The organism is Methylobacterium sp. WL116 (assembly GCF_008039455.1).
GTDB lineage: Bacteria > Pseudomonadota > Alphaproteobacteria > Rhizobiales > Beijerinckiaceae > Methylobacterium.
On record NZ_VRUV01000536.1, the window covers coordinates 1 to 2967 of the forward strand.

The following is a 2967-nucleotide window of genomic DNA, read 5'->3' on the forward strand; positions in this document are numbered from 1 at the left end:
CCAAGAACCGCCGCATCGTCCTCGCCGCGCGTCCGCACGGCGAGCCGACCTTGCAGAACTTCCGCCTCGAGGAGGCCGTCGTCCCGACGCCGCGCGGCGGAACGGCCAGTCGATCGCGCCGCCGGCAAACAATCCGGCCCAGATCAGCACCGGTTGGAAGGCCAGCCGGGGGCCGTGGTACCACCAGGAATCCGGCAGCGGCGGCACCACGATCCCCTCGACCGCCTGCTTGATGTTGGCCGGCCAGACGCAGAGCGCGTAGAGCGCGAGCCCGATCCCGGCCGCCCGGCGCAGGGCCGGGCGCGTCAGCGCCAGCGCGCCCGCGACCTCGCAGAGCCCGGTGCCGAGGATCACGAGGCGCGGCTCCGGCACCCAGGCCGGCATGATCGGCATCAAGGTGTCGGGCGCGGCGAGGTGCACCGCGCCGACGAGGCCGTAGAGGCCGACCAGCCCGCGCCGCAGCCAGATCCGCCCGGGCGTCTCCGTCGATCGCCCGCCCGTCATGCGACGACGCTGGCGGGAACGCCGCATTCCGCTGCGACGCGGTCGCGCAGGGCCGCGATCAGCCGCATCAGCACCGGGTGGTCGGTCGCGTAGGCGGTGTCGCCGATCGCCGCGACCGGTGCGACGAGCCGCAGCGAATTGGTGACGAGCACCGCGTCGGCGCGGCGCAGCTCGGCCCTCGTCGCGGACCGTTCCTCGCAGGCGAGCCCGCAGGCCGGCGCGAGGTCGGCGATCACGACGGCGCGCACGATGCCGGCCAGCACCCCGTCGCCGAGCGGCGGCGTGACCAGGCGGTCGCCGAACAGCGCGAAGACGTTGCCGGTGCCGGCGCAGGCGAGGTGCCGCCGCGTGTTGCAGAACAGGGCCTCGTCGAAGCCGGCCGCCCGCGCATCCCGCGCCGCGAGGATCGCGTCGCCGTAGCCGAGGGTCTTGAGCCGCGCCAGCGGCGAGGTCTCGTTCCGGGCGATGGCGGTGGGCCACAGCCGCAGGGGCGCGAACGCGATCCGGCGGTCGCTGACGGCCGCGGTCGCAAACAGCGTCGGGCGCGGATCGGGCGGCGGGGCGAGGCCGCGCGGGCCGATGCCGCGGGTGACGGTGGTGCGGATCGCCAGGCGATCGCCCGTGGCGGCGAGCGCATGCATCGCCGTGCGGGCGGCATCGGCGGGCACGGAGAAGCCCAGCGCTTCGGCCGAGGCGACGAGGCGGGCGACGTGCGCGTCCGCGAAGGCGACCCGGCCGGCCAGCGCCAGGGCCGTGTCGAAGACGCCGTCGGCCAGGGTCAGGCCGCGATCGGTCAGGTCGAAGGGCAGGGTGGTGCCGTCGATCAGGCGGCCGTCATGCCACAGCATCGCCGCCCTCCCCGGATGCGGGCCGCTCCCGCCAGTCGCGGGCCAGGCCGAGGAAGTTCGAGAAGATCGCGTGGCCGTTCTCGGTGAGCACCGATTCCGGGTGGAACTGGATGCCGTAGGTCGGATGGCGGCGATGCGACAGCGCCATCACCTCGCCCTCGGCCGAGCGCGCGTCGACGGTGAGGTGGGCCGCCATCGCCGGCTGCGGCGCCACCACGAGGGAGTGGTAGCGCCCGACCTGCATCGCCGGCGGCAGCCCGGCAAACAGCCGCTCCCCGCCATGCGCCACCGGCGTCGCCTGCCCGTGCAGGGGCTTCCGCGCCCGCTCGACGGTGCCGCCGAAGGCCGCGCCGATCGCCTGGTGCCCGAGGCAGACCCCGAGGATCGGCATCCGACCCGAGAGCTCGCGGATCGCCGGCAGCGAGATCCCGGCCTCGGCCGGCGTGCACGGCCCCGGCGAGATCACCAGGGCGTCGGGGGCGAGCGCGCGGATGCCGGCCACGTCGAGGGCGTCGTTGCGCACCACGCGCACCGTCTCGCCGAGCTCCTCGAAGTAGCGGACGACGTTGAAGACGAACGAGTCGTAGTTGTCGACGACGAGGATCATGGGGTTTCCCGGTGGCCCCCGGCCGTCGCCGGCCGCAGGCATCGGCCGCGCCGCCGGCAACGCGCGGTTGCGCGCGCCGACCTCCGCTCGGATCTCCCCGTGCGGCCCTCGGTCGTCGCGCCGGCCCGGGCTCGCGCAGGCGCGCTCATGTTTCGAATGCCTCTGCCTCGAACGCCTGGAACACGCGGGCGGCCTTGGTCAGGGTCTCGTCGTACTCGGCCGCCGGCTCGGAGAGCAGGGTGACGCCGCCGCCGGCCTGGAGCACCGCGGTCGTCGCGTCCATGAACACGGTGCGGATCGCGATCGCGGTGTCGAGCGACCCGTCGAACCCGATCCGGCCGATGGCCCCGCAATAGAGCTCGCGCGCGTCGCCCTCGATCTCGGTGATGATGTCCATGGCCCTGAGCTTCGGCGCGCCGGTGATCGAGCCGCCGGGAAAGGTCCTCTCCAGCAGGTCGAAGCCGTCGAGACCGTCCCGCAACGTGCCCGTGACGACCGAGACGAGATGGTGGATGCCGGCATAGGATTCCAGCCCGCACAGCACCGGCACCTGCACGCTGCCCGGCGCGCAGACCCGGGACAGGTCGTTGCGCAGCAGGTCGACGATCATGGTGTTCTCGGCGCGCTCCTTCGGGTCCGCGAGCAGCCGCGCGGCGCGGGCCGCGTCCTCGACCGGGTCGGGGCTGCGCGCGAGCGTGCCCTTGATCGGCCGGGTCTCGACCTGGCCGCCCTCGAGCTTCAGGAAGCGCTCGGGCGAGCTCGACGCGACGGTCAGCCCGTCGAACTCGAGATAGGCGCCGAAGGTCGCCGGGTTGGTCTCGCGCAAGCGGCGGTAGAACGCGAACCGGTCGAAGCCCGCGGGCAGGGCGGCGGTGAAGCGCTGGGCGATGTTGGCCTGGTAGATGTCGCCGGCCCGGATGTAGTCCCGCACCCGGTCGACCGCCGCCTCGTAGCGGGCGCGCGTGAAGTTCGAGTGCCAGGTCGGCGGCGCAGCGCGCGGGGGCAGGG

The 2967-nt window shown here is 74.3% G+C and carries 3 protein-coding genes and 1 pseudogene; all 4 read right to left on the reverse strand.

What is annotated here, in order from left to right; translation table 11 throughout:
- Positions 1 to 99: 99 nt before the first annotated feature.
- A pseudogene (locus tag FV223_RS24125) lies at positions 100 to 504 on the reverse strand (DoxX family protein); the annotation flags it as partial.
- Positions 501 to 1352, reverse strand: a complete 852-nt coding sequence (locus FV223_RS24130; RefSeq protein WP_147729348.1) for an aminotransferase class IV — start codon at positions 1350 to 1352, stop codon at positions 501 to 503. The pseudogene FV223_RS24125 and the gene FV223_RS24130, both read right to left, overlap by 4 nt.
- The gene (locus FV223_RS24135; protein ID WP_147729349.1) at positions 1339 to 1959 is read right to left on the reverse strand and encodes an aminodeoxychorismate/anthranilate synthase component II; all 621 of its coding nucleotides are present in this window, start codon (positions 1957 to 1959) and stop codon (positions 1339 to 1341) included. Before FV223_RS24135 ends, FV223_RS24130 begins: the two co-directional genes overlap by 14 nt.
- Positions 1960 to 2104: 145 nt before the next feature.
- A partial coding sequence (locus FV223_RS24140; protein ID WP_147729350.1) for an anthranilate synthase component I family protein occupies positions 2105 to 2967 on the reverse strand: 863 nt, incomplete at its 5' end.

Bases quoted from the DNA above. Each gene is read 5' to 3' on its own strand.
- FV223_RS24130 (WP_147729348.1), bottom strand. From the start codon at position 1,352: ATGCTGTGGCATGACGGCCGCCTGATCGACGGCACCACCCTGCCCTTC.
- FV223_RS24135 (WP_147729349.1), bottom strand. From the start codon at position 1,959: ATGATCCTCGTCGTCGACAACTACGACTCGTTCGTCTTCAACGTCGTC.